This is a genomic window from Roseibium sp., assembly GCF_051016195.1.
GTDB lineage: Bacteria > Pseudomonadota > Alphaproteobacteria > Rhizobiales > Stappiaceae > Roseibium.
Map to the genome: position 1 here is coordinate 2,829,316 of NZ_CP134616.1, position 21,457 is coordinate 2,850,772.

At 59.2% G+C, this 21,457-nt stretch carries 16 protein-coding genes; 4 read left to right on the top strand and 12 right to left on the bottom strand.

The genetic code is table 11. The annotated features are described in order from the left end of the window. Positions 1–16: 16 nt before the first annotated feature. From RDA78_RS13080 to RDA78_RS13090, 3 genes are read right to left on the bottom strand one after another with little or no spacing between them, the layout of a single operon-like run. On the bottom strand, positions 17–778 hold the full coding sequence (locus RDA78_RS13080; protein ID WP_434055740.1) for a TfuA-like protein: 762 nt from the start codon (positions 776–778) through the stop codon (positions 17–19). Next, positions 775–1,953: a YcaO-like family protein gene (locus RDA78_RS13085; RefSeq protein ID WP_434055741.1), complete on the bottom strand. Its 1,179-nt coding sequence runs from the start codon at positions 1,951–1,953 to the stop codon at positions 775–777. Before RDA78_RS13085 ends, RDA78_RS13080 begins: the two co-directional genes overlap by 4 nt. After that, positions 1,950–5,099: an AAA family ATPase gene (locus tag RDA78_RS13090; RefSeq protein ID WP_434055742.1), complete on the bottom strand. Its 3,150-nt coding sequence runs from the start codon at positions 5,097–5,099 to the stop codon at positions 1,950–1,952. Before RDA78_RS13090 ends, RDA78_RS13085 begins: the two co-directional genes overlap by 4 nt. 603 nt (positions 5,100–5,702) lie before the next feature. Here RDA78_RS13090 and RDA78_RS13095 point away from each other — a divergent pair. From RDA78_RS13095 to RDA78_RS13110, 4 genes are all read left to right on the top strand, one after another. Then, entirely contained in the window at positions 5,703–7,256 is a 1,554-nt protein-coding gene (locus RDA78_RS13095) for a trimethylamine methyltransferase family protein (RefSeq protein ID WP_434055743.1), read from the top strand. A 7-nt stretch (positions 7,257–7,263) separates the two neighbouring features. Continuing rightward, positions 7,264–9,297, top strand: a complete 2,034-nt coding sequence (locus tag RDA78_RS13100; protein WP_434055744.1) for an FAD-dependent oxidoreductase — start codon at positions 7,264–7,266, stop codon at positions 9,295–9,297. Between the two features lie 28 nt (positions 9,298–9,325). Next, on the top strand, positions 9,326–10,291 hold the full coding sequence (locus RDA78_RS13105) for a GlxA family transcriptional regulator (protein ID WP_434055745.1): 966 nt from the start codon (positions 9,326–9,328) through the stop codon (positions 10,289–10,291). 187 nt (positions 10,292–10,478) lie between these two features. After that, complete coding sequence (locus RDA78_RS13110; RefSeq protein ID WP_434055746.1) at positions 10,479–11,423, top strand: hypothetical protein; 945 nt, start codon at positions 10,479–10,481, stop codon at positions 11,421–11,423. Between the two features lie 253 nt (positions 11,424–11,676). Here RDA78_RS13110 and RDA78_RS13115 read toward each other — a convergent pair whose 3' ends face one another. The 9 genes from RDA78_RS13115 to RDA78_RS13155 form a co-directional block, all read right to left on the bottom strand. Continuing rightward, on the bottom strand, positions 11,677–11,874 hold the full coding sequence (locus RDA78_RS13115; RefSeq protein WP_434055747.1) for a hypothetical protein: 198 nt from the start codon (positions 11,872–11,874) through the stop codon (positions 11,677–11,679). Positions 11,875–11,990: 116 nt separating this feature from the next. Continuing rightward, a complete protein-coding gene (locus tag RDA78_RS13120; protein WP_434055748.1) occupies positions 11,991–12,200 on the bottom strand; it encodes a cold-shock protein in 210 nt (69 codons plus the stop codon). Positions 12,201–12,448: 248 nt separating this feature from the next. Beyond that, complete coding sequence (locus RDA78_RS13125; protein WP_434055749.1) at positions 12,449–13,747, bottom strand: NAD(P)/FAD-dependent oxidoreductase; 1,299 nt, start codon at positions 13,745–13,747, stop codon at positions 12,449–12,451. A gap of 9 nt (positions 13,748–13,756) precedes the next feature. Then, entirely contained in the window at positions 13,757–15,379 is a 1,623-nt protein-coding gene (locus tag RDA78_RS13130) for a GMC family oxidoreductase (RefSeq protein WP_434055750.1), read from the bottom strand. Between the two features lie 27 nt (positions 15,380–15,406). Continuing rightward, the gene (locus tag RDA78_RS13135; RefSeq protein ID WP_422037023.1) at positions 15,407–16,267 is read right to left on the bottom strand and encodes an ABC transporter permease; all 861 of its coding nucleotides are present in this window, start codon (positions 16,265–16,267) and stop codon (positions 15,407–15,409) included. Positions 16,268–16,278: 11 nt separating this feature from the next. Then, positions 16,279–17,151, bottom strand: a complete 873-nt coding sequence (locus RDA78_RS13140; protein ID WP_434055751.1) for an ABC transporter permease — start codon at positions 17,149–17,151, stop codon at positions 16,279–16,281. After that, a complete protein-coding gene (locus tag RDA78_RS13145; protein WP_434055752.1) occupies positions 17,148–18,269 on the bottom strand; it encodes an ABC transporter ATP-binding protein in 1,122 nt (373 codons plus the stop codon). Before RDA78_RS13145 ends, RDA78_RS13140 begins: the two co-directional genes overlap by 4 nt. A gap of 387 nt (positions 18,270–18,656) precedes the next feature. Then, positions 18,657–19,733, bottom strand: coding sequence for an extracellular solute-binding protein (locus RDA78_RS13150; RefSeq protein WP_434055753.1), 1,077 nt, complete (start codon positions 19,731–19,733; stop codon positions 18,657–18,659). Positions 19,734–19,837: 104 nt separating this feature from the next. Next, on the bottom strand, positions 19,838–21,337 hold the full coding sequence (locus RDA78_RS13155) for a PLP-dependent aminotransferase family protein (RefSeq protein WP_434055754.1): 1,500 nt from the start codon (positions 21,335–21,337) through the stop codon (positions 19,838–19,840). Positions 21,338–21,457: the final 120 nt, after the last annotated feature.

Below are 21,457 nucleotides of genomic sequence, written 5' to 3' on the forward strand. Positions count from 1 at the left end.
TAATTTTTATAGGCTGTCAATGAACGTCGAGCGTGTGTACCGGAAATCCGCTTTCTGCCAGATCATGGAGGAACGCGTCCGTGCAGATAAATCCTGCAGACGCCGGCGGCGCAGGCCAGTTGTCATGCAGCTGGCGCGCGCGTAACTCACGGAGCAGGTTAAACGCGTCCTTTTTCTTTTGAGACCAGCCAGGACGGCGAACGCTCGCAAGGACAGCCGGGCGGTCTTGCGGCGGGAGATCTGCGGTCAGGTTCGCGAAAGTGCGGTCGGTGTAGTGAAGCTGCTGGGCTCTTTGCAGCAATGCAGCCGCCGCTTCCTGAGAAAGAAGGCCTTGCCGGCGGGCGCGTTTGATCCCCTGCCTGAGATCGACAAGCGCTTCGGTGAGCGACCCGGCACCAAGTTCCGGTGGCGCGTGAAGGACGGCGACCGCGTCGTCCGGAAGAAGGGGAAAGCGTCGAAGCCAGCGATAGATCAATCCACGGCCCTGCATGCCGCAGCTCCAGAGCTCCGCAGCCCTCAGGGCCCCCATGCTTGCAGCGCCAAAGACGATTGCACCCCGGGACATGGCCCAGAGAATTTCCTTGTGCCGGACGGCCGGCACGCCCTGAAAGAGCCCGTCAATCAGAGCGATGACACAGGGTCCGTGCTGCTCTACCGCTGCGACGATGTCCCCCTGTGACGCGGGTCCTGACAGATGTGCCCTGAAATCTTCGGGAATATCAGCCGGATCGACACTCGGTCCGGCAAAGACGATCACAGGCAGCGTCGAGCGGCTCATGCGTCTGCCTCCTTGCGGGCAAGCGTGACGATGCGGGCGATATGAAGCGGGATGTCGGCGTCGGCAAGAAGGGGTATCGCAATCGCCTGGAAACCTTCAATCCGCAGTCGTCTGGCAAGCTCTTCCGGGTTTGCCTCCGGCGGCGTATCGATTTCAGGCGCGGCCATGCCGGGCACCTTCCGCAATTGCGCGCGTTCAAAGTCAACCAGTTCCTGGTCAATCCGCCTCGGATAAAACTGCCGCGTGATATCTTCGCGGCCTCCCGCGATAACAGACGCTCTCGTCTGGATGGCCTCCAGAAGCGCCGCGATGGCGGCCTCGGCATAGGTTGTGCGGCATGCAAAGCCGTCCGCGTGAAACGGCAGCGACGTCGATGAGTTCCCTTCATCCAGCAACCGTGCCCAGATAACCGGCAAGCCGCCGGCGCGCGGGCAATCGTAAATCGCACAGAGGAGGCCGGAGGCCTGCAACTGGTCGAGAAGGCCGTTCAGTTTCCCGTTCGCCAGCGTTTCGGCAGCCAGCCGGTGTTTTTCAAAGAAGCCGTGAATTGTCATCGCCCGGGACGTGCCCAGTCTTTCCAGTGTCTCGAGCAGACCCTGAACGAGCGCTTCCTGGCGCGTTGCGCCGCCTCCGAGCCCGGTCGTCGTTCTGATGAACGGGGAGGCTGCGTGGGGTGAGCCGGGCGTGAAGTCGGTGCTGACAAGAGCTGCGGGAACGCGCGCAGTTTCACCCGTGGCGGGGTCTGTTCCGGTGAGAAAGGGAAGGGGTGTTTCAGTCCAGCCCTGCCGCGCATCCGGCAAGAGATGGTGAGCGAGTTTTTCCACCGCCTCAGACCCGTAGACCGCTGCGGGAGAGACAAGCTCTTCAGCCTCTGACGGCACCGTTTCTGCTGCTGCCGTTTCGAGCGCCTCCACGGCTGCAGAAACTGCGGCTTCCTCGATTGTCAGACCTTTCCCCTGATTGACGGCGTTCGATCTCGCCAGGGGGCGTATGGCCTGAACAACGGGAATGCCGAGCCGATCGAGCCCGGTTATGTCGGCCAGCCGGGTAATGCCGAAGGACGCCAGATGTCCCTGCAAACGGGTCAGATAGGTATCGGCCCGGTAGAGACGGACTGAATTTTCAGCATGAGCACCCAAAGAATTCCGGGAATGAGAGACCGTCGGATCGGTCACTTCAGCAGGCCTGCGAGCAAGCTGAGTGCACGGTCCCGCTCAAGTCCACTTTCCAGGTCGGCCAGAAGATCGCCGAGCCGGTTTCCAAGTTCCGGTCCCTTGCCATGATCGGGAAGCAGCACGGCCCGATCGGTCAGGGTCCTAAGCAGCAGCACGGTTGCGTTCTGCTGGCCAGCGATTTCTTCCGCCCTTGCGAGATCAAGTCCAACCTGCTGTTCCTTGAAATCGGACGCGCTGCGCAGCCTTGCCCGGCGCCGATAGAGTTCGGCCAGCCAGAACGCATGTCCGGCGGTCTCGGCGCGTTCGATTGCGGAACTGACAAGGGCGATGCCGTCGGCATGGCGCCCGAGCTGGCCATCGAGTTCGGCGGCCATTTCCAGGTAAACGGGAAAGTCTTCCTCCGTGCCGATTTCCTGCTGGATCGAAAGACCCTGAGCGAGGATTTCCCTGCCCTTGGCCGGATCGCCCGCCATGCCGTTTGCCCAGCCACCGAAAATCAGGCTTTTCGCTTCCAGGGACTTGAGATCGTGCTCGGTGGCTGTATCGCGCATATTGCGCGCGAACCGTGCGACCTGGTCGATGTCCCCCCTGTAGCGATGCAGCATGATGCCGATATCGAGCGCATGGCAGGTGCTGCCTACGTGATCGATGTGCCTTGCCCAGTCTTCCGCCGCATCCATGTGCTGAAGCGCGGTTTCGGTCTGGCCCATGAACCAGGAGGACAGGGCTTTTTCGCCAAGCCCGCACACCTTGGCGTCGTGGCCGCCATAGCGGGTGCGGTGATCGAGCGCCTCGTCCTCGCTATAGAGCTCGAGACCCTTGGTAATTGCGTGTATGCAGTCGGCATGCTGACCCGTGTTGAAGGCCGTTGCCCACCGGCAGTGAAGGGCCTGCAGTTCGACTTCCTTGTTGTTGGAACCGGCCAGGTCCGCAAGCAGCAGTTCAGCGCGTTCCCGCTGCGCCTGGAAATTCGGCGCTGTGAACCACCAGCCCCAATAGAGCGGAAAACCGCTGGACCTGTCTGTGTCCGGATTGTCATGCAAAAGCTCTACACCGCGCTGATAGAGCTTGGAGGCTTCCGGCGAACCGGCGCCGTCCAGCATCGCGACGACCGGTCCCAGCAGCTTCACGATCTCGAGTTCAAGCGTGCTGGCCGCCGACTTGTCCTTCAAGTCGGCCGTGAGTTCACCGGCGCGAGTCAGGAGCGTGCGGGCTTCCTTGATGGCCGATTTCGAAGACGCCGACCGTGCTGCGTCGATGTAGTGGCCGACCGCCTCGGTGCGCAATTGAGCCTGCTCGGCATGGGCTGCAAGCTCCGCACTCGTGAATGTCTCACCGAGCTCCGTGTCCTCGGTGACGATCTTGTAAAGCGCAGAGTGAAGCGTGCGTTTGTTTGAACGCAGCAGGCCGGAATAGGCGGCCTGCTGCACCAGGACATGCCGGAAGCGGTACGACGTTTCGAATTCGCTTGCCTGCTGTTCGATGAAGCCGCCGGCAACAAGCTCGTCCAGGCTTTCCTCGGCACTGGCCGGGTTGCCCGTTGTCGACAGAAGCGCGACAAGCGTGAGAACGTTGAAACTGCGGCCGATCACGCTTGCGGCCTGGGCAACAAACTTCGAGGGGCCAAGCGCTGCGAGACGGGCCGCGAGCAGGTCCTGCAGACTGGCGGTTTCGTCGGACTCGAACAGTTTCTCCCAGAGGCCTTCGTCGAGTGCGTCATCCGCGTTCCGGTCCAGGACAAAACGGGTCAGTTCCTCGGCAAAGAGCGGGACGCCGTCACAGCGGGCAACAATGGCGTCGATAAGCTTTTTCGGCAGATGCGTTGCGCCGGCGAGATTTTCGATCAGTTCAACGATGCTTTCGGAGCCGAGGCGGGTCAGTCCCAGGGCGCAAAAGTTGCCTGCAGCCATCCAGTCGTCAGCGGGTGCATTTCGCGACGTAACGATGACGAAGATGGACGCATCCCTTATCCGCTCGACCAATTGTGCAACGACCTCGAGCGTCTGGCTGTCTGCCCAGTGCAGGTCCTCGATTTTCATCACGCACGGTTTTGCGCTCGCGATCGCCATGACCGCATTCACAAGCGTTTCAACGGCGGAATGCGCGTCGCCGGGACCTTCTGCTTCCCGGTTCTGCTGCCCCGGTGAGAAGGGCGCGATCAGAAACGCAAGCTCTTCAAAGAACGCGTCGGGATGATCGCCCGGAAGCGACAGGGCGCTTTTGATTGCCGTGGCCGACGGCGCGTCGAAGTCGAATGCAGCGTCATGTTTTTGCAGGACGGCGCGCAGGCTTCGCACGATCGGGTAGTAGGGCGTCTCCTGGCTCGTCGGCTCGCATTGAAAATCAAGCACGTGGACCTGATCCGCCCGGCCGGTTTCAACGACCTGGTGGCACAGCCGCGACTTGCCGATGCCTGGCTCGCCGTGGATGAAGAGGAACTGGCCGTTTCCCCCCAGCGCCTGCTGCCATTGCTCCTGTGCTCCGGCAAGCTCCTTCCGCCGCGCCACGAACGGCTGTTCGTTGTTGCGCAAGGTCTCGAAGCGGTCGACCGTCTTGCGGCGGCCAAGCGGCTGCCAGAGGGCGTGCGGTTCGTTGAATCCCTTCAGTTCGTGGGCGCCGAGACTTTCATAGTGAAACAGTCTGCGCGTGGCCTTGTAGGTCGCGTTCGAGACGGCCACCGTGCCGACATTCGCTTGACCCTGGATCCTGGCGGCCAGCGTCGGTGCAATGCCGATGATCTCGTCCCGCGTGGCCAGTGCGCCGCTGCCGGCCTGACCGGCAACCGCAGAACCGGTGGCAATCCCGACCCTGATCCTGACCGGTTCGTCAAAGTCTTCCGCGGCCTTGGCGCATTCAGTCAGGATCGCCAGTCCGGCCAGAACGGCCTGCAACGGTGCGTCCTCGCTGGCCACGGGATAACCGAAATAGGCGGATCCGCCGTCGCCCATCAGAAGGTCAAGATGACCGCCATTGGCGGCAATCGCGCGGTGCGCCGCCTGGTGAACCGCCTGCTGGATTTCCCGGAAATCCTCCACATCCATGTTGTTGACCATGGTTGTCGAGCCGACCATGTCGTAAAACAGCGCCGTGATCTGGCGGCGTTCACCTTTCTCGATATCGCGGTCTATCGGCATGTCCCGTGTCATTCCCAACTTCGATCCGGGTCACCTTTGCGGTGCGTTTCAGCCTGTATTCCCGATACTTCACACACCAGTATCGGCTGAGCCAAGCCCGACCCCGGTCGCAAAGTATAAAAAGATGCCCTAACGGACAGTTTAGCAGACGGATCTGAAACCAAAACATAACACTTTGTTAGATATGCGATTATCGTTGATTTGAGCCCAGTTCCGCTACGGCGTGTCCAAGACCATGCGCGCGCTGCCGCACTTCGCGGCGAGAGGGCTTCGTAAAAATGTCAGGTTGGAATTGTGTGTGCAGCCGAGCGGCGGCGGTTTCGCGATGATCATTTCCGGCGCATAGGCGACATTGCAAAAACGCGCAGCAAACGTCGGCTCCGAGCCCGTAATTGCGGAATTCGGCATCGCAGCGAGTGACGGCTTAGAGTCGAATAGCCGAGACCTACATGTCTTTCAGACTTTAAATCCAACCGATATCAAAGTGCCTCGGTTTGATTCTTTTGCTGCCACTCGACAATCAAGGGTGTCGCTGAATCCACGCTCCATGTCGCTAATTCATAGGCGTCGAAACCTGTTCAATTGTCTCTGGAAGCCAAAGGCAGGGGACAAGAAATGCAAGAAAACACTCAACGAACCAGTCGTTCCGGCGGACGAAGCGCCCGCCGCGCCACGCGAGAAGCAACTGACTTTAGCATGTTGCCTGGGCTCACCCGGTCCTTGCCGGTCTGTGAGGTCATGGACGAAGAGCAGGTACGCCGGATTGATGACGCCTCGATGTCGATTCTCGAAAACGTAGGCATTGTCTTTCGTGACCCCATAGCGCTTGAGGACTGGCGCAAGGCGGGCGCGGATGTCGACGGTGAATTGGTGCGCCTGGATCGCGGACTTGTGCGTGAGTTGATCAAGACCATCCCAAGCGATTTCACCTATCATGCCCGCAACCCCAGCCGGAACGTTCGGTTGGGCGGCAAGCATTCCATGTTCGTCCCGATGACGGGCGCGCCGTATCTGCGTGACCTTGATGATGTTCGCCGAAACCCGACGCTGGACGATCTGGCGATGTTTCACAAGCTGGCGCATATGATGCCCGCGCTGCATTCCTCGGCGCATCATATCGTTGAACCCTATGATCATGCGATCAGTCATCGCCATCTGCGCATCACCTATTCGTCGATGAAATATTCCGACAAGACGTTCATGGGCATGACCACCAGCCCCAAGAATGCCGAAGACGTGCTGGATATGTGTGCGATCCTGTTCGGGGCGGAGTTTATCGACCGGAACCCGGTTGTCACGGGCAACTGCAACGCCAACTCTCCTTTACTCTGGGACGAAACGATGTTGGGCGCCATGCGGGCGTTCAACAGGCGCAACCAACCGGTCCTGTGCTCGCCCTTCGTTCTGGGCGGTGCCAACACGCCTGCGTCCGTCGCGCCGACGGTGGCGCAGTTGAACGCAGAGGCGCTCAGCGCGCTGGCCTATACCCAAGTCATCCGCAAAGGCTGCCCTGCGATCTATGGTCACTATCTGGCAACCGTTTCGATGAAATCCGGTGCCCCGATGGCGGGCACGCCGGAAATCAGCCTGATGAACTTCATGATCGGTCAGATGGCGCGGTTTTATGATGTGCCGTGGCGGACATCGAACACTCTTGGGGGCGCGAAGACCTTTGACGCGCAGGCGGGATATGAAAGTGCGACGACACTGTCTGCGGTAATGCATTCGGGGGCGAATTACATCTGGCATTCGGCGGGTTGGAACGAGGCCGGGATGCATTGTTCTACGGCCAAGTTCATCGTGGATGCTGAGCAATGTGCGATGGCCTATCGCATGGCGGAAGGGCCACGATGGGACGATTTCGACGAAGGCATCGCGGCGATTTCGGAAGTTGGGCCCGGCGGGCATTATCTGGGGCACCCGCACACGTTGGAGAATTTCCAACGTGCGTTCTTTATGCCAGACATGTTCGATAACAATTCGATCGAACAATGGCAGGCCGAAGGTAGCGTTGAAATCACCGAACGGGCCTTGAAACGTGCGCGCAAATTGCTGAGCGAATACCAGGAACCCAAGTTGGATGAAGCAACCGATGAGGCCTTGCTTGCCTATATCGCGAAACGTGAACGTGAAATTCCGGAAGCCGAAGCTTTGAACCAAGACTATTGAGCCCGCCATGAAGAACGACCCGCTGCTTGCGCCCTTTCAATTGCGTCACCTGACACTGCCCAACCGCATCATGAGCACTGCGCATGCCCCGTCCTACGAAGAAGGGGGGCACCCGCGTGATCGCTACCGTTTGTATCACGAGGAGAAGGCAAAGGGCGGGGTTGGCCTGACGATCATCGGCGGGTCTACCAATATTGCGCCTGACAGCCCGTCGGTGTTCGGGCAGCTTTATGCCGGCGACGACAGCATCATCCCGTGGTTCGAAAAGCTGACCGACGGGGTCCGCTCACACGGTGCCGCTGTCATGTGCCAGATCACCCATATGGGGCGGCGCACGGCGTGGGATGACGGGCACTGGCTGCCTGTTGCCGGGCCGAGCGGGACGCGCGAAAGGGCGCACCGCTCGTTCCCCAAGGCCATGGAAATCGAGGACATCAACCGCATCATCGCACAATTCGCCGATGCCGCGCGGCGCTGCCAACAGGGCGGATTTGACGGGATCGAGCTATTGTCGCATTCGCATCTGCTGGGGCAATTTCTGTCGCCGCTGATCAACAAGCGCGACGACAGCTATGGAGGCTCGCTCGATAACCGGTTCCGTCTCAGCATGCAGGTGCTTGAGGCCGTGCGCGAGGCCGTGGGGCCAGATCTGGTCCTCGGTATGCGGGTGACGGGGGACGAACTGACAAAGGGCGGATTGGACGCGGATGAATGCGTAGAGATCGCGCAAAAGATCGCTGCAACCGGAGCGGTGGATTTTCTCAACATTCTTGCGGGCGCCCCCTATGACGATCTTGGTCTTGCGGGCTGGGTGCCGCCGATGGGGATGCCCTCTGCTCCGCACCTGACCGTTGCGGGGCGCATTCGCGCCGCGGTAGACCTACCTGTCTTTCACGCGGGCGGCGTGGCTGATATCGCCACAGCCCGTCATGCAGTGGCAGAGGGGCATGTTGATCTGATCGGGATGACACGGGCACAGATTGCGGACCCATATTTGGTCGCCAAGCTCGCGCGTGGGGAAGAGGACCGTATCCGCCCCTGTGTCGGCCTGGGCTATTGTGTGGATCGTGTGAACCAGGGCAAGGCGGCGGTCTGCGGCCACAATGTGGCGACGGGGCGTGAAGCGACGATGCCGCACCTGTTCACCAGGGCGAAGATCGCCAAGAAAGTAGTCGTTGTCGGCGGCGGGCCCGCCGGTTTGGAAGCTGCCCGGATCAGTGCTGAACGCGGGCACGACGTCATCTTGTTCGAAGCCAGCGACAAGCTCGGCGGGCAGTTGAAATTGGCAAGCGTCGCCATGACCCGCCGCCAGATTTGGGGCGTCGCAGATTGGCTGATCGGCGAAGTCACCCGCCTTGGCGTCGATATCCGTCTGAACAGCTATGTCGAAGCCGATGAAGTGCTGGGTGAAACGCCCGATCTGGTGATCGTCGCAACCGGGGGCTGGCCCGCCCCGCCTTCGATTGACGGCGCCGGTTTGACAATTTCCAGCTGGGATGTCCTGTCAGGCGAGGCGCGCGTTAAGGGCGATGTTCTGCTCTTTGACGAAGTGGGGGATCATGCAGCACTTGTTTGCGCCGATGCGCTGGCGCGTGCGGGATGCGGCGTCACTCATGTCACGCCGGATCGCGCCACGGCACAGGATCTTGGCCCCACGAACTCGGCCGTGGTGCTGCGCGATCTGGCAAGACAGGCTGTTACCTTCGAGTGTTTTCAGGAGATCGAAACCGTAGCGCAAGCCGGCAACCGCAAAGAGGTCACGCTCCGCCATGTCCTGACCGGAGCATCCCGCAAGCACATTGTCGATCACGTCGTGATCGAGCATGGCATTACACCGATGGATGCGCTTTATCACGATCTTAAGGCAGGCGCACATAACCGCGGGCAGATCGATCAGGCATCAATGGTCGCGGGGCAAAACCCGTTGCAGGCCTCGGGGGACGGCGGGACGTATTTGCTCGCAAGGCTCGGGGATGCGGTTGCGGGGCGAAACATTCACGCAGCCCTTTATGATGCGCTGAGGATCTGCAAGGATTTCTAATCTGAACACACAAAATCAGGGAAGTCGTGTGAACGGCACTCACCACTCTACGCCGGAACACTTCCAGTTCCTGCTGGTCGAGAACTTTTCCCATCTTGCGTTTTCCTGCGCTGTCGAACCGCTGCGCATCGCCAACCTAGTGTCCAAACAAGAGTTGTACCGTTGGTGCTTTGCTTCCGAAAACGGAGAGTTTGCGCGCGCCTCGAACGGATCCGAGACCAGGGTTGCGCATACGTTTGCGGATGCATGCGATGCGGATACGATTTTCGTCCTTTCTGGCCTGGGTGTTCAATCTGCCGCAACGTCCAATCTGCTTGCCGCCATCCGGCGGGGTCGCGCGCACGGGGCCCGGATCGGAGCCTTGTGTTCCGGTGCCTATATTCTGGCCGAGGCCGGAATGCTCGACGGCCAAAAGGCAGCGATCCATTGGGATTACCACGACAGCTTCATGGAGGAGTTTCCGCAGGTTGGCCTCAGCCGCAGCGTTTTCGTCGCCGAGGCGCCGATCATCACCGCGTCCGGAGGAACTGCAACGGCGGACCTGATGCTGTTCTTGATCGGCCAAACCCACGGGCAAGAGCTGGCCACCGAAGTCGCGGATCAGATGGTCTACAACGCGGTGCGAAATGCCGATGCGTCGCAGCGTGTTTCGCTGCAATCACGTCATGGAATCCGTAACGAACACCTGGCCCGCGCAATCCAATGGATGAAAGACAACATCGACGACCCATCGCCACCCTCGGTAATAGCACATGAAATAGGAGTATCGGGAAGACAGTTGGAGCGATTGTTCGGGCGATACCTGAGTTGCTCACCCAAGAAGTTCTACCTTGATCTACGATTGCAAAAGGCTCAACGACTCCTTGTGCAGACGGACATGTCGGTAACCGAAATCGCTTTCGCGACCGGGTTTAACTCGCCAACACATTTCTCAAAGACCTACCGAGCTCACTTCGGCGTTTCGCCGAAGGACCAAAAGAACAAGATCGAGTAGTCGTACAAAGCGCAAAGCGGCCATTTGGTTGATGAACGCTTTGTCCGCCATGCGGCCATTCGTTCGATCTGCAGCGAACGTCCGCTCTACGCTAAAAATAGGCCTTCTCCCACACTGGACATTGACTTGAAAGTTTACGCGCGGCAAGTTGTGTTTTCAGGACGAGGATCCCAAAGGGTGTGCAACCATGAAGTATGTTCTCGCAGGCGCCCTTTTGGCGACGGTCTCAATCGGAGCATCAGCCCAAGAGGCCACTTTCACAACCGGGCTTGCCACAGAAATCAATCCGGGTCTGTTTGATTGCGGCCCCAAATCGCGCACGAGTGCGGTTGGGGAAATCACATCCGACGACGGCACGGTCTGGACGGTGCCCGCCGCAACGAACTACGGACTGGTTCCATTTGCCTCCGATCTCTTCAATGAATGCGGAGGTAACCAGCTTGGGTCCCTGGAAGAGCTGGATCTGAACAGCGTACCCGTGCTGGATGCGGGTGGGGATGAGGAATTCATCGCGTATATCTTCGCCGACAACTACTTCGAACTACATGTGAATGGCAGACTGATTGCCGTGGATGAGGTCCCGTTTACTAAGTTCAACTCGAACGTGGTTCGCTTCAAGGCGGCGCGGCCGGTGACGCTGGCGGTGATGATGGTCGACTGGGAAGAGAACCTCGGTCTTGGTTCAGAAGACAATCGTGGAAAAGCCTTCCATCCGGGCGATGGCGGCTTGGTCGCGCACATTCAGGATGCCAACGGTGCGACTGTTGCAATCACGGATGACAGTTGGCGCGCGCAAACATTTTACACGTCCCCTTTGAACGATCGTGGTTGCATCGTTTTCAGTGGGCAGTCCCGTGACAGTTCCGCGTGCAGCGTGGAAGGCGTAGATGATGCACGGGGCTATTCAGCAGCGCATTGGGTTGTTCCATCAGACTGGATGATGCCGGCTTTCGATGATACCGACTGGCCAAATGCCGTGACATTCACCAACGACACGGTTGGCGTGAAAAACAAAAAAGCCTTTACGAATTTCGAAGATGTCTTCGATACGCCGGGTGCGGATGCAGATTTTATCTGGTCCTCAAACCTCGTCCTCGACAATCTTGTTCTGTTGCGCAAGACGATAGAATAACCTTCCCCCCGTGATCTCGTTTCATTGCGGCACGCAACCAGAACTTTCGGTTACAGGTTTGATCTGTCGTTACCTGAATGCGTCCACTTGAATTCCGGAGCGTAGCCGCAGATTCCTAAGGCGGGAAATTCGTTTAATCCGCAGCGCTGACTTTGGCGCTCGACGCACCGTAATTCAGCTTTCCGCCCAAGCAAGACATGCCGGCTTCCGGCCGGTAGGTGCCAAAAAAACACTCAGAAGCGAAGGGTCGTGTTCAGCCTCGTCTTTTGCGAAGCGGTGCCTTTGCTTCCAGCGCAAGCCTCTGAGCCCTGAGTTTCTCGGTCTTGATACGACGTTGTTCGGCTTCAGTATGTGCGATCTCCGATGAAATTCGTCTGGTCACCTCGGCCTTGGACTCAGCGTTCATCCGCTGCGTCTTGCCAAGTTTGCCGGGTTTGTGCGTGGAGGTCATCAGCTTCGCTTCCTCGGGAGTTCAGAACGCAAAAAAGGCCGGGAAGTTCCCGGCCTTTCCACTGGTCTTTAACGGTCCGTGCCAGTACATCCGTGGTCAAGGACCGGGGACAAGAATCAGGCGTCCTGCAGATTGTCTGCGGAAGATTTGCCTGAGCGGCTGTCCTGAACCACGTCGAAGCTTACTTTCTGGCCTTCGACAAGCGGCGGCATGCCGGCGCGTTCAACAGCTGAAATGTGCACAAAAACGTCCGAAGCGCCGTCTTCCGGCTGGATAAATCCATAGCCTTTGGTTGTGTTAAAGAATTTCACGGTTCCGATGGTCATTACGACTTCCTTTCAATCGGTCATGAGAACTTGCGCGGCACTCATTGATGTGCACCGCTGCGAATAGGTCGACGTTGAGAGGGAAGATCGTTCGAGGCGCCGTGTGCGCATAGACAAAGTTCGTCAAGCAAAATCGATGAGCATTACATAGTCGGAAACGGGTCTCAAAACAAGACAGAACGAACATAATAAATTGGTCGGAAGAAGCTCCAGATCGTTAATCCGTCGCGATGTGGGACAACAAGGCGTCAGATCCCCAGCCGGTCCCTGAAGCGATAAACCAGAACCGAGGGGGCCAGGAACCAGGGATTTCCGGAGTAAAGCGGTCGCGTCGGGTAGGGGATGCGTTCGAATGCAGAGAGTGACGTTTCAAGACCGGCGGCCTTGCGGCCCATTCGCATGCCGAGATAGCTGGCCATGCCGACGCCTGACCCGCAATAGCCGGCCGCGAAGTAAAGACCGTTGTCTTCCCCACAGTGAGCAAGCGTGTCGAACGTGTATCCGACAAAGCCCATCCACGCGTGGCTGACACGGATCGGTGCCAGCTCCGGGAAAAGGTCGGCCATATCCCGATGCAGCTTTGCGGCGCTCTGCAGCGGATCGGTTTCGCTCAAGGAGACCCGTCCGCCGAAAATCACGCGTTTGCGGTCCGGTGACAGGCGGTAGTAATAGACGAGCTTGCGCGTGTCGGAGAGTATCCGGTCTGTTGGAAACAGCCGGTCGACCAAGTCCGCCGGGATTTCTTCCGTCGCGATGACATAGGACCCGATCGGGATCACCCTGCGCTGATGCCAGGGGGACAGTGGCCCCGAGTAGCCGTTTGTCGCCAGGATGACCTTGCCGGCCTTGTAGACCCCTTCAGAGGTTGTGACCCTGAACCCGTTGCCGTCCCGCTCCAGCGACAGTGCGCGGCATCCGCCTTTGACACCGGCACCTGCAGCCACAACCTTCCGCAAAAGCGATGGCAGATACGTCGAAACGTCGATGCTGCAATGCCGGGGAAGAACCATGCCACCGTGATAGGCATCGGTTCCGAGTTCGGACGCCAGTTCTTTTTCGGGCACCATGAACGCATCGGTTTTCCAGACCGGGTGCCCCGCTTCGCAATCGCGCGCAAGTGCCTCATAAAGGTGAGGCTTGTGCGCCCCGTGAAAGCGGCCGACTTCCTTCAGGCCCAGGTCAAGTTCGCTATCCGCCGACAGTTCGTGCATATAGTCGAGCGACGCCTGCCCTTCCCGGCAAAGGGCCGTCGCGAGGTCACGGCCGTATTTTTTCGAAAGGGCGGAGAAAGACGGTTTGAGGCTCGTCGACAGCTGGCCGCCATTGCGCATGGAACAACCCCAGCCAGGCTGTTCGGCATCAATCACAACAGTGCCAAGTCCCTCCCTGGCGGTTTGTAGCGCAGCGTTGAGACCGGTGTAACCCGCGCCAACCACGAGAACGTCCACTTCGCCCGGCAACCGGATCTCAGGAAGCTCGACCTGCGGCGCAATATCCTGCCAGTACGGTGTCGTCTTGTAGTCGTCCGTGAAGAGGTCTGATCGCATCTTGCCCCGCTATGCCACCTGCGTGTCTTCCAGGATCATGTCCGATCCCTTTTCACCGACCATGATCGCGGGCGCATTGGTGTTGCCGGAGGTGACGGTCGGAAAGATCGAGGCATCGACAATGCGGAGGCCGTCGATGCCGTAGACCTTAAGCCTGTGATCGACCACGTTTTGAGTTTCGTCAGAACCCATGCGGCAGGTGCTGACCGGATGGAAAACCGTGGAGCAACGATTGCGGACATCTTCGAGCATTTCCGCGTCCGACTGAACACCGGGACCCGGGCTGATCTCCTCTTCGATGATTTCTCGCAAAGCGGGACTTTCCGCAATCTGACGCATGAGCCTGCACCCTTCGATCATTTCGGTAAGATCGTGGTTGGTGCTGAGGGAATTCGGGTGAATTTCCGGTGCGTCGAAGGGATCGCCGGAGCGAAGCGTGATATGGCCCCGGCTTGTGGGCCGGGTTGGCTGCATGCCGAGCAGAAAGCCCGGAAACGGGTCCGGGTTCATCAGCGGGCGCTTGCCCTTCGGGGCCTTGGTGTAGCTTACCGGCGAGAAGTAAAGCTGCATGTTCGGGCGGAGCGTATCCGCGTTGCTTTTCACGAAACCGCCTGCCTGGTTGACGCTGAGCGACAGCGGGCCGCGCCTGGTCAGAACGTAGCGGATGCCCTGCAACAGCTTGCCCCACCAGGGATGGAGCTGCTGGTTGAGGGTCGGGAGTTTGGACCGGTAGAGATAGTCGTGTCCGAGATGGTCCTGAAGGTTTTTTCCGACGGCAGGCCGGTGCAGCAGCGTTTCGATGCCTTTCGACTGCAACTCGGCTCCGTCACCGATCCCGGACAGCATCAGGATTTGCGGCGAATTGACCGCGCCCGCGCTGAGGATGACCTCGCGCCGCGCCTTCACGGTGACATCAGAACCGTTATGGTCATAGACGACACCCGTCACTCTGCCGTCGGCTACAAGGAGCCGCTTGGTATGGGCTCGGGTGATGACTTCAACATTCGGGCGCTTGCGTGCCGGCGACAGGAAGGCGCGCGCGGTCGACATCCGAAACCCGTCCTTCGCCGTTATCTGGTAAAGCCCGATCCCCTCCTGGTCGGCACCGTTGAAATCGGGATTGCGATTGAACCCGGCTTCTTCGGCTGCGGCGAGAAAGTTCGCGCAAAGGGGATGGACATCCCGGGCCGTACTGGAAACATGGAGGGGCCCATCGCCGCCGCGATAATCACAGGCGCCTGCGTCATTGGTCTCGGAGCGCCGGAAAAGGGGGAGCACATCATCCCAGCCCCAGCCGGGATTGCCCATCGCCTTCCAGTCCTCGAAATCGGCATGTTGACCACGGATGTAGACCATCGCGTTGATGGAACTGGAGCCGCCGAGGACCTTGCCCCGGGGCCAGTAGCCAGAACGATCGTTCAGGCCCGGATCGGCCTCCGTCCGGTACATCCAGTTAATGTGCCGGTTATAGAACGCCTTGCCGTAGCCGATCGGCATCCAGATCCAGAAGTTCAGGTCGGACCCGCCTGCCTCCAGGACGCAGACGGAGTATTTTCCGTTGGCCGAAAGACGGTTCGCAACGACCGATCCCCCAGACCCTGCTCCAACAATGACAAAGTCGAATTCGCTCATGTCTGTGCTCAAACCAGTTCCGGGACCCTACCGGGCCGACTTGTCGCGCTGAACCACGATCGACAGGAGGGCCAGCAATCCGGAGCCCACCATCAGGAAGAAGGACACCGCGTTCAGCACCGGCGTCGAACCGACCTTTGCCATCCGGTCATACATGGTGATGGTCAGCGGCGCTTCGGAGCCCACGAGAAACAGCGTGGTGTTGAAGTTCTCGAACGACACAAGGAAAGCGACGATCCCGGCGGCGATCATCGCCGGACGCAGGAACGGCAGCGTGATGGTGCGCAGGACGCGGGCGCGGGAGGCCCCCAGGTTGAAGGCGGCTTCCTCCATCGTGTCGTCGAACTTCTTCAGCCTCGCGGTAATGACCAGGGAGGTGATCGTGGCAATGAAGGAGAATTGCCCGAGAACCACGAGCAGAAGTCCGGGCCGCAGGAACTCCAGTTCCAGATCAAAGCGATCCTCGAATAGATTGGCGGTGTCGCTGGCCAGAACGAGAATGGAAATGCCGAGGATAACGCCCGGGATCACCAGGGGCACGACCATCATGATGTAGAAGAAGTTCTTGCCCGGAAACTCTCCCCTGACGAACAGGAAGGCGTTGGTCGTGCCGACGAAAACGGAGAGTGCGGCAACGAAGATCGCGATCACGAAGGAATAATAGAGCCCCTGCAGGAGACGCCTGTCGTGGAACATGCCCAGTTTAGGTTCCGTGTCGCCGAAGAACCAATCGAGCGTGAAGCCCTGCCAGGGCAGGGCCGGGAACAGGCTGTCATTGAAGGCGAACGCGCCGGCGGAGATCAGCGGCGCTGCAAGAAAAATGAAGAAGGCGACGACATAAAGCCGGTAACCGAGCAGGAAGGGCGTGGTCTTGTTCTGCGCAAGCATGATCGTCCTCCTCAGCTCTTGGCAACGGTGTTGGCCAGTGTCTGCCCGCTGAGTTTCAGGCCGAGCCAGATGACGAAAGACGTGAACAGCAGGAGCAGCATGCCGAAGGCGGCACCGCCTTCCCAGTTGAAGCGGGTGATGAACTGGTTGTAGATCTGCTCGGTGAACCAGCTCGAATTCTTGCCGCCGAGCAGGATGGGCGTCAGGTACGACCCGGCCGTGAGCATGAAGGTCACGATGCAGCCCGCAACGATGCCCGGCATGGCGTAGGGAATGATGATCCGGCGCAGCACCGTGAAGCCGTTGCCGCCGAGATTGTAACCCGCCTCGATCATCGAATTGTCCATGCCGTCCAGCGTGGAGACCAGCGGCACGATCATGAACAGGATCACCGTGTAGGTCAGGCCGATAATGACCGCGACATCGTTGTAGAGAAACTCGACCGGGGCGCCGACAAGGCCTGTCCAGAGCAGGAAATTCGAAATGACGCCCGTCTCGCGCAGGAGAAGGATCCAGCCGAAGGCACGGATCAGGTCGCTGACCCACAGCGGAATGAGGCAGAGGAGAAACAGGCCGCCGCGAGACCGCGGCCCGGCGATCTTTGCGATGTAGTAGGCGATCGGGAAACCGATAATCAGAGCCAGCGCCGTCACCAGCAACGACATCGAGCCGGTCCGCAGAAGCGTGTTCCAGTAGATCGGCTCGTTGATGAATTCCAGGTAGTTGGCAAAGCTGTACTGATAGACACGCGGTGCCACTTTTTCCTTCAGCGACAGGATGACCATGCCGATATGCGGCAGCATGATCAATAGGATGATCCAGAGTGCGAAGGGGGCAAACAGCAGGATCAGCGACAGCCGCTTGATGTCCTTGTTCTGCATCATGCGCTCTCCTGCTCAGCAAAGCACATTGCCTGCTTCGCGGACCAGACCAGGTGGACATCTTCTCCCGGTTTCAGATCATTGTCGCCGGTCAGGGTCACGTCCGCCTCGACCAGTTCTCCCGTTCCCGTCCGCACCAGGATGCGGCTGTTGGCGCCATTGAAGAGCAGGCTGTCGACAATGCCGTCCATCCTGTTGTCACCGCTCTCCGCCTGCTGACCGGCAGCGCCTGCGCGAACCGTCTTGATGAACTCCGGCCGTACGAAGATGTTGACCTTCGAGCCTTCCTGAATGGCGGCTTCGCCGGCGGACGAAAAGCTCATCGGCAGACCCTGTTCGGTTTCCACTTTGCCGCCGGTCCCGTCGCTTGCCTTAACGACGCCGGACCACCGGTTGCTGTCGCCGACAAAGCCTGCAACAAACGCGGTCTTCGGGTGGTGATAGAGCTCCTGCGGCGTGCCGATCTGTTCGAACTCGCCCTGGTTCATGATGGCGACATTGTCCGACATCACCAGGGCCTCGGACTGGTCGTGCGTGATGTAGACGAATGTGGTGTTGAACTGGTGCTGCAGCAGTTTCAGTTCGATCTTCATGGCCTCGCGCAGCTTCAGGTCGAGCGCGCCGAGAGGCTCGTCGAGCAAGAGAACGTCGGGGTCGAGAACCATGCAGCGCGCGATGGCGATGCGCTGCTTCTGGCCGCCTGACAGCTGGTGTATTTCGCGCTCGCCGACATCGGGCAGCGCGATGCGTTCCAGGACGTCGTGAACCTTGCGCTTGATCTCGGCAGCACCCACCCCGTTGCACCTGAGGCCGTAGGCGATGTTCTCGTAGACATTCATCATCGGAAACAGAGCGAGGTGCTGAAACACCATCTTGACGTTGCGCCTGTTCGGCGGTGTGCCCAGAACCGATTTGCCCTTGATCCTGATGTCGCCACCACTCGGATCCTCGAAGCCTGCGATCATCCGCATGAGGGTTGTCTTGCCGCAGCCGGACGGCCCCAGGATGGAAAAGAAAGATCCGCTCGGAATGTCGAACGAGACCTCCTTCACCGCAGTGAAAAAGCCGAAGTTCTTGGAGACGCCGAGGGCTTCAAGATCGTAAGGGGGAGTATCTGTCATCAGGGCACGCCAGCTGCAAAGTCAGAAAGCAGGGGGATACCGGTTTTGCGCGATATCCCCCTTTTGTGTTGAGCCTTTAGGGTCAGGACCCATTAATTTGGATGAATTGGTAGGGATGAATTTGTTCGGATACGAGGCGCAAAGCTGCAGGAAACCGTCCGGTTTCCAAAGATTTGCAACGACGTTGCCGGGCAAACTCACTCTATCCCTGCGGGACGCATAAACGGCTTCGGTCTGCTTCGTCAAACCGCTCAACCGGGCAGGAAGCCCGCTTGTCGCGCTTTTCCTTGCAGCTCATTGCCGTTTGCTGCGCCAATTCAACCAAATTAGTGAGTCCTGACCCTAGCTCATTTTCATTGACGGGCAGACGGGACCGCCCTTCGATCATCAGCCGCCTGTTGCCGCCTTGATCTTTTCAAGCGTCTTGCCTTCCATGTCTTCCACTCCCGGAGGAATGTTGGCGAAGAATTTCAGGTTGTCGATGTCTTCTTTGGTGAAGGCCGCGTTCACGGCTGCCTTCTTGTCTTCCGGCAAAAGGTCCTGGCCGCCTTGGACGGCAGCGATGGCACCAGTGCTGGCGGACATCAGCGTGACGTTTTCCGGGCGAAGCACGAAATTGATCCACTTGTAGGCGGCATCATCCGCCTTGGCCTTGCGCGGCAGCGCGAAGGTGTCGATCCAGGCAAGAGCGCCTTCCGCGGGCGGCACGAAAACGATGTTTTCGTTCTGGTCGAACAGCTTGTACGCGGTGGAATCCCAGGTTTCCGATCCGACGATTTCACCCGACAGCATCATTGCGGAAAGGTCGTCGCCACCTTTCCAGTAAGCCTTGATGTTATCCTTGCACTCGATCAGCTTGTCCGCGACCTTGTCGAGAATGCCCTGGTACTTTTCGAGATCGGAATAGGCCGCAAACGGATCTTCACCCATGGAGAAGGCCGTGCCGAGCAGGATCGTGCGCTTCAGGCGCATGGAGGTCTTGCCCTTGTATTCCGGATTGCAGAGATCCGCCCAGCTCTTCAGGCCGGGAGCCTTGGTCTTGTCTGCCATGAGGCCCGACGTGCCCCACTGGTGCGGCACAGCGTAGACTTCGCCCTCGATCGTGGTGTTTTCCTTCACGCCGTCCAGGAGCTTTGCCTCCATCACGGATGTGTCGATCTTGGAAAGGTCGAGCGGCTTGTAGATGTCGTATTCCAGCTGAGCGGCATAAATGCGGTCGTGGCTCGGCTGAGCAAGGTCGAAACCGGCACCGCCGGTGGCGCGCAGCTTGGCGATCATTTCCTCGTTGTTGGAAAAGGTCACCTCGACGTCGATATCCGGATATTCCGCCTCGAACTTTTCAATCAGTTCGTCCGGCGCATAGGAGCCCCAGGTCAAAAGGCGTAGTGTCTCGGCCTGCGCCGAACCGGCACCGGCAAGCATGGTTGCCGCCAAAAGGCCTGCTAGAGTTGATTTGAAATGCATGACTTCCTCCATGACTGCGCACAGCAAAAAAAGCGGAAACAAACGTTAAAAGTGGATTGGCCTGTTAAATATAGCCATTACGGATAATTTAGCAGTCCAATTGATCAAGCCGACAGTCTTTCACAATGGCCGGTCGCGACAATTTTCTCAAGTATGTCGATGCCTTTTCGGATTTCGTCCGGATTGGTGCTGCCGAAGCCGAGCACAAGACCACGTTGTGATATCGGGGCAAGGGCGTAGCGGGAGAGCGGCACCGTGGTGATTCCCTCTTCCGCAGCCTTTGCGACGATCAGGTTTTCATCGAGGGCGGGGTTCACGAGCCCGACCGCGTGAAATCCGCTCCTTGTCGGCTGAAGGTCGATCCGACCCGCCAGCCTTCGGGCTTCCTCCATCAGGGCATCGTGACGCGCCCGGTAGAGTTGACGCATGGTTCGGATATGCGTGGCGAACATGCCCTCGTCCATGAAGTCGGCAACGATCGCCTGGGTGACGGTCGGGACACCGGCGAGCCAGGTCTGGCAGACGCGCTCGAAGCTCTCCACGAGAGATTCGGGAACGAGTACGAAGCCGAGCCTGAGTGCGGGAAACAGCGATTTGGAGAAGGTGCCGACATAGATGACCCGCCCGTGCGTGTCGATACTCTTGAGCGTCGGCGGCGGCTGATCGCCGTAGTAGAATTCGCCGTCATAGTCGTCTTCCACGATCATCGCGTCGGCATCGTTCGCAGCCTTCAACAGCGCGAGCCTGCGAGACAGGCTCATGACATGACCGAGCGGCTGCTGGTGGGACGGGGTAACGAAAGCGAGACGGAAGTGCGGCGCTTTTGACAAGCCGTCGTCTATGCACAGACCGTTCTCGTCGACCTTGACCGGAACCGGCGACGCGCCAATCGCGACGAAGGCGTTGCGCGCGCCGATCGCACCCGGATTCTCGAACCAGATCGGTTCGCCCGGATTGACGAGCATGCCGCCGACAAGTGAAAAGGCGCGCTGGGCACCGTTGGTGATGAAGATCTGTTCCGGTGTGCATTTGATGCCGCGTGACGCATTGAGCTGGCGCGCGATCGCGTTCCTGAGGCCGGGATACCCGGATGGTTCACCGTAGCCGGTCACGTGATCGCGATCCTTGCGCCAGTGGCGCGCCGACAGCTTCGCCCATTGAGCCATGGGAAAGGCGTCGAGCGCCGGAAGGGCCGTCACGAAGGCTTCGGATCTGTGTGGCAGGCGCGCGCGCGGCGCGAAATCGGGGATCGCATGCCGGGATGCATGTGACAGGTGCGGGACGACTGGCACGATGTTGTCGGCAATGGTGCTCGGTTTGGGCGCAAGCCGGGCATTGAGCGCTTCGCTGACAAACGTTCCTGACCCGACCCGCGCCTCCAGAAGGCCTTCCGATATCAGCCTGTCGATGGCGTCGATCACGGTGGTGCGCGAGACACCGATCTCCTGGGCCAGTGTGCGTGTGGCCGGCAATCGTTCGCCCGGTGTGAGGGCCCCGGCAAGAAGCAAGTCGCGCAGGGACATGTAGAGTTGGATCGAGATTTTCTTTTCCGCAGACTTGTCGATCTTGATCGATGACAGGACCGCGCCCGCGTGCCGTTTCATGCTTTCCTCCCAATTGGTATGAGACTTTCAGCAAAACGGACCTTAAATCAAGTCCAATTATACGTAGGTTAGCTTGACGAGACCCAATTTTTTCCCGCGGAGACATCTTCCGCAAGAGCC